A 6,245-nucleotide genomic window follows, 5' to 3' on the forward strand; every position below is an offset into this window, starting at 1 on the left:
CTGGGTGGCGTGGTCATTCGCGCCGGTGCCGATATCAATGAGGAGCAGCTGGTGCGGATCATCCGGGCGGTTCGCAAGGCATGATCCCGGCTGGCGTGAAGGTGTTGGTCGCCAGTCATCCCGTCGATTTTAGAAAAGGTCCCGACGGCCTTCTGGCCCTGGAGCGCGATCCCGGCTCGGATCCGTTCTTATGGGTCGGGCGAGATTATGTGGCGGAGCCGCCCTGACCGCTTTCGCGGCCGGCCAAACCCAGCTTGCCTCCGCCACATAATATTCAAATGAAGTTCAGCAGTTGCAGAACGGCGTCGTTCGGTCGGAAACGCACGCCGGGATCGTCGGTGACCCCCGCCTTCTCGAGTCCTTTGCGCATCATCTCGACATCCGCGGCGGCATAGCGGTGGGTTGTGGCGACCTGTGCGTGCCAGCCAGGCTTGGATCGTTAAAAGGTCCACGCCGGACTGGAGAAGCCTCCTGGCGAGGGAGTGCCGGAAGATGTGCGGCGATATGGGCTTGTCGGCCAAGGCAGGCCTGATAGCCACGGCCTCGGCGGCCGCACGTCGCACGATATGGGTGGCTCCGAACCGAGTCAGGCGCTCGTTGCGGGCGCCGACGAATATCGGTCGCGGCTCGTGATGGGCGATCCCGCGCTCACTCAACAAGGTTGTCAGCGCGCGCGCCAGGTCCTTAGGAATGGGGACGACGCGGTCTCTGCGCCCCTTGCCGCGCAGCAGCACTTGCGGGTGAGAGCCCTCCAACTGAAGGTCGTTTGCGTTGACGCCTTTGGCTTCTGGGACCCGGGCGCCGGTCCGTGCCAGGAAGAGCAGAAAGGCTCGGTCGCGCCGACCACGGGGCGTCTTCGGATCGGGCGCCGCGATGAGGGTGTCCACTTCGGCCTTGGTGAGGTGGTGCGTTACCCCGATGTGCGACCGTTTAATGGGAATCGACAGCGCGCGTTGGGCCACACCGAGGCATAAGAACGGATCGGCCTCGATCGTCTTGCGCACCAGCGCCGTGTCGCCACCATGACCTTGACCGCACCAGTCGGCCCCGACACGACATTGCCCTCAGAGCGCGTATCACTGCTTCGACCGTCTTGGCATGGGCACCGGGCCATTGCATCACGACGCCGTCGATCTCGAGCTCGATCACACCAGCGTCTCGAGCCGGGTCCCGCTTTCTTGGCTGTGGCCGATGCTTCGCCGCAGGCTTCGGAGGCGCTGCCGTCACCACCGCCGGCACGAACATGGATACCGATATCGCTGCCTCCCCCATCGGCCGGCGAGCAGCCCGACGCCAGGTGAACAATTGCTGCGGGGAAGTCCATACCGGTTACCGCGATGGAGTTTCGCGAAAGGAGCCTTGAACGTGGATGGGCCGTCAGGCGTAAAGACCGTATGTCCGCCTCTTTCGTGAGGTGGCTCGCCCTACACTGCCCGTCCGAAGGTTACTTCTCTATTCGGCGTGTTGAAGCCAAGCGCTTTTCGAGCTTTCCGCTTCGCCGGCATCTGAGGTCGTTCGCAGGGTCTTGCTTCTCTGCGGGATCGGCGGTCGCCCGTCGCCTTGATGGGATCAGAAGAATGAGGCGGAACAACATCGGATGGGTCCTGATCGTTGTGATGCGACCGGTACTGCAATCCTCGCGAACTCACCTCATTCATCGTCCCGCGAAGGACGCTCTACGAACGCACCTCGATTACCATCACCACTAACCTGGCATTCGGCGAGTGGCCGAGCGTCTTCGCCGGCGACGCGAAGATGACCACCGCGCTGCTCGATCGCCTTACGCATCATTGCGAGATCATCGAGACCGGAAACGAATTCTGGCGCTTCAAAAAGCCGCTCTCAAAGCTAAAACCGAAAAGCCAATCACCCGCGTCCGATCAGGCTGTGCAACCCTGACCAGCTTCGCCTGATCGGGCGCTCACCGCCGTGCCCTTCACCACCCACCGAGGTCCCCCTTTTGCGCGAAAACATGGGGTCCGATTCCACGGTCATTGGCAGAATCAGCGTGCTCCTGTGACGAGGATCGGCTCGACCCACCCGAGATGGGGTATTCGGCTTGAGCCTTATCGTCGGGCGACAATGCATGGCGGATAGGTTGAAGGTGCTGCGCTTCGAGCTGATGGTTAAGCGTGGTCTGCATGCCCGCAGCCACGAGCAGAACAGCGCTCGATGTCCGCTGTCAAGATTAGGCGCGCGGAAGATCGTCCGGTCCATCGAACCGCTCGCAATAACGATCGCGCGCATGGGAGGAGACGGAACTGGCGGGCGTCGGTCGATTTGCCGGCCAAAAACCGTCTGACGGGCACTCCCCTGCCGCGTCCGCCCATGCGCGAGATAAAAGCCGCCGTATGCGGCAGGAGGCTACGATCTGATCGCCCGACCGCGGCAAACGTCATGCCGGGCCGATGCCGTGACCTCCGCCGACGGCTGACGCGCAGCTCGGCGCTGGGCTTCGGATAAGGATCGGCCTTTCGCTCGCCGCAACGCGCGCCGGGTGCAGCGAAATGACCGCGAGAACCCTTGTTATCACACGCGGATTGTGCGGCCGCCGGGCTTGGCTTGGCCGGCGCAGCTGACGATCTGATCAGCCGGGGCAGACGCTTGCTTACTCCGCTCAGCCGCTCGGCCGTCGGAGTTGGTCGAGCGCCCAGGCCATGCGAAATGCCGCTTGGTCGGCTATGCCAGCCCCATGTGAGGCACCGCTGTGGCCGCCCACAGTCCGCACGCGGAAGACAAGCTCAGGGTCGCGATCGGCTGCACAAAACCGACGCTGCGCTACATAGCGAGCGGGCTGGTGATAGAGCACCGCGCCGTCGTAGAGCGCGGCGTCGACATACGTCGGCGGGCAGGGGCGATCGGCGCTGAGGTTGTAGTATGGGTCGTAGCTCCGCATGAACTCATATTCGTGGGCAACGTGGGGATCTCCGTACTCCACCGTTTCCACTAGTGCGCACGGCATCGTAAAATCCATTTCGGTATCAATGATGTCGGAAAGCGGAACCTCAGCGAGCACTGCGCGGAACAAGTCGGGACGTAAGAGGGCCGCGCCAAGCACGGTACCCCCACCAGCGCTCTTTCCCTCAATGACAATACCGTCGCGGGTGGCGAACCCCTGCTCAACGAGCCCCTCGGCAGCGGCAATCAGATCTGTGTGGGTGATACGTTTTCGATCGCGGGTAGCTGCCTCGTGCCATGGACGTCCGAGCTCGCCGCCCCCTCGTACGTGCGCGATGCCGAAAGCAACTCCGCGATCGAGCAGGCTCAAACGCTGGGTCATGGATGAGGGCCAAGGGAAAAACGAGGGCCATCTCGGTTTTCCGTAACAGCCGTATACATTCAATAATACCGGCCCCGGGCTCGTTCGATCACGCCGCGCGACCAACGAAATCGGGACCTGAACGCCGTCTTCCGCCTCCGCCATGACGACTGTCGCGATATATTGAGTAGGGTCATATCCCGCGACACGGGCCTGGTACAAGACTGCCGATCGGTCATTGGCGAGATCATGCTCGACGACGGTATCGGGCGTCCCGAATGAGCTAACCGAGTAGATCAACTTCGAACTTCGGAACGGATGCCGTGCGACCGAATAGTGACCATCTGGCGATAGCCCGACCGTAAGGCTGCAACTCGGCTCGTCGGGAGCGATCGTGGCTTCGACCCGCCCGCTTCCGTTCCGCGAGACCAAGCGAGGACGAAGGCCCTCTCGCTCCAGGACAACCAGGTGGTTTTCGAGCACGTGGATCTCATCGAGCATCACGCCCGCTCGATGTGGAATGACCTCCTCCCAGCACGCCGGTGACGGGTCATCTATCGGCGCACGGACAAGCCGCCAGTACGGTCCAGCGTCGTCCACACGAAACAGAAAACTCTCGCCCCAATGCTCGGCAAAGACCTCGTGCCCGAGTTTACGCCCCACGATCCGGCGCCACTTGCCTCCCGGCTCGTCAGCGGGAAGACACCACACCTCTGCAGCGCCGCGTTGAACGCAACAGGACTCGTCCAAGGTAGCATGTAAGTCGAGGAACAACCAGGCGCCGCTATCAGAACGCCGCACCATCAAATCCAGTCGCTCGTTGGCCTCCTCGAACACCACCTCAGACCTGCAGGCCTCGACGTCCAAGCGGACAATCTGATCGCACTGCCGCCGGTCAGCCCGCACCCGTGTAAAAAGCAGCGTGTGATTATCGGCGGCCCAGACAACCTGCCTGGCGCGACCCGAGCCGCGCCAGACCTCGCGGCCGTCGGTCATGTCCCGCACTCTCAACTCGTAGTGCTCGTTACCGATGAGATCGAAGCTAAACGCTACGTAACGCCCGTCGTCGCTCGGCTCGAACACACCGAGCGAATAGAAGATCTCGGCCCCGGGAATCGCGTTGGGGTCGAAGACAAGCTCGGCCGAGCCGCCGGTCGCCGGCCGGCGCCACCACGCCGGGTGAGACAGGTCCTGCTCGTGTCTTTGGAAGTACTCGAAAGGCCCAACTTGGAATGGTGGCGGCGTGCCCTCGCAAAGCTGACGCCCTTCGATCTCAGCGATGAGCTCCGCCTTGAGCCCTGTCAGGTGAGCTGTCGCTTGCTCCGCGTAGCTGTTCTCGGCTGCCAGATACGCGAGGACATCGGGATTGTCCCGGTCGCAAAGCCATCTGTACCGGTCAATCGTGACGTCGTCATGAAGGACCCGGATCCGCGGCTCGGCACGGAGAAGCGGTGGCTGAAGGCGCTTATCTCCCATCAGACGGCTCTCACGTGAAAAACAAGAGCAAGGCTTCCTGCGGCAGTCCGCGAACAACTTAGTTTGTGCATTAACTTTCCTCCCAGACAATTAGCGGCAAACCGCTCAGCGATCCATGCGCGAGATCGCCAGCATCTTTCTCTTTCCGATTTTCGGCGGTGTCGCGTGCGGCGCGCAACATTGCCTGCTGTCAGACGGAGACAAAGCGCATGGCAAGCATTCATACGGTTCTCAGTTATTCTTCAATTCTCTCTCAATTTCACCGCCGGTTAGCCCGCAACACAGGCTATGGCCTCATATACCTAGGAGCTCGCAGCAGCTCCCTTGCCTTGCCACTGGTTAGACTTGCAAGGTCATCTCTGAATTGACAAGCATAGAATGAAGATCCCAGCTATCGAGAATCCAGATGATCAATGCTCACCTCGGTGGCAAGGCAGGCCGGTGCACATATCTGGAAGACTAACTGTGGTGCGAGGTCAAAGTGCGTTGGCAGAGGCGTTTAATGCTGACGAGGATCTCGTCGGCGGATTTGATCCAGGCATTGCAGCTTTCAGGCTGTTGGTGCTGGCAAAGGTGCCCCGTTGGAGACAGCGCCGCGTCCGGATCAAGAACCAGCATTCCACCAGGTTTAGCCAAGAAGCGCTTGTCGGGGTGAAGTGCAGATCCCAGCGCGGCCGCTTCGTTAACCAGTCATGCACCAGCGTCTTGTAGCGTGAGGCATTGTCGAATACCAGAGCCGTCGGGGATCAACCGTATCTATCGGCTCTACCGTAAGGAAGGGCTGAACGTGCGCAAGCGTCGTGCGCGCCGGGCGGTCGGCACACGAGCCCCGACCCTGGTCGAGGCTCGGCCGAATGCACGCTGGTCGCTGGATTTCGTCCATGACCAGTTCGCCTGCGGGCGGCGCTTCCGCGTGCTGAACATCGTCGGTGACGTGACGCGCAGCCGGGCATGATCGTGTCTGACCACGGGACGGAGTTCACCTCGAACGCAATCCTGGCCTGATCGAAGGACCATCGCGTCGAGTGGCACTACATTAAGCGGGGCCCTGACCGCACCTTCTTTGCGCCGGCGTGACGAGGCACCCTTGACGATCCGATTTGGAGGATCGTTTGTCTCCAGACTTGACCATAGACTTGAGCCAGCGGGCGCGGATCCTGGAGGAGACGTTCACGCCGGGTGCGGTGGTGTCGGCGGTGGCGCGCCGGCACGGCTGGTTGAAGAGTCTCTGAGGCCGGTGCGAACGTGTCGGCGATCGCGCGCCAGGCTGGACTGGCGAGTTCGCAGCTGTTTGGCTGGCGGCGGAATGCGATCAAGAGCGGTGCGGTCAGGCCGCAGCGGGATACGGCTCGGCTCGGCTTTGTCGAGGTCACCCCGACAGCGTCTGCGTCGGTGGAGATCGAGCTGGGTGGCGTGGTCATTCGCGCCGGTGCCGATATCAATGAGGAGCAGCTGGTGCGGATCATCCGGGCGGTTCGCAAGGCATGATCCCGGCTGGCGTGAAGGTGTT

1 protein-coding gene and 5 pseudogenes are annotated in these 6,245 nt (G+C 62.0%); 3 read left to right on the forward strand and 3 right to left on the reverse strand.

The features are described 5' to 3' along the window. Positions 1 to 482: 482 nt before the first annotated feature. A pseudogene (locus EOA28_RS40375) lies at positions 483 to 1,004 on the reverse strand (tyrosine-type recombinase/integrase); the annotation flags it as partial. 660 nt (positions 1,005 to 1,664) lie between these two features. Between EOA28_RS40375 and EOA28_RS21380 the strand changes: the two are divergent. Further along, positions 1,665 to 1,899 (forward strand): annotated as a pseudogene (locus tag EOA28_RS21380) (ATP-binding protein); the annotation flags it as partial. A gap of 718 nt (positions 1,900 to 2,617) precedes the next feature. Here EOA28_RS21380 and EOA28_RS21385 read toward each other — a convergent pair. After that, entirely contained in the window at positions 2,618 to 4,735 is a 2,118-nt protein-coding gene (locus EOA28_RS21385) for a S9 family peptidase (RefSeq protein WP_189342123.1), read from the reverse strand. 459 nt (positions 4,736 to 5,194) lie between these two features. Beyond that, a pseudogene (locus EOA28_RS21390) lies at positions 5,195 to 5,469 on the reverse strand (IS630 family transposase); the annotation flags it as partial. Between the two features lie 5 nt (positions 5,470 to 5,474). Between EOA28_RS21390 and EOA28_RS21395 the strand changes: the two are divergent. Continuing rightward, a pseudogene (locus tag EOA28_RS21395) lies at positions 5,475 to 5,737 on the forward strand (IS3 family transposase); the annotation flags it as partial. Positions 5,738 to 5,971: 234 nt separating this feature from the next. Further along, a pseudogene (locus tag EOA28_RS21405) lies at positions 5,972 to 6,223 on the forward strand (IS66 family insertion sequence element accessory protein TnpB); the annotation flags it as partial. Between the last annotated feature and the right edge of the window lie 22 nt (positions 6,224 to 6,245).

It is taken from the genome of Mesorhizobium sp. M2A.F.Ca.ET.067.02.1.1, assembly GCF_004023285.1.
Lineage (GTDB): Bacteria > Pseudomonadota > Alphaproteobacteria > Rhizobiales > Rhizobiaceae > Mesorhizobium.

Coding starts and splice junctions, on each gene's coding strand:
- EOA28_RS21385 (WP_189342123.1), bottom strand. CDS start 4,735: ATGGGAGATAAGCGCCTTCAGCCACCGCTTCTCCGTGCCGAGCCGCGG.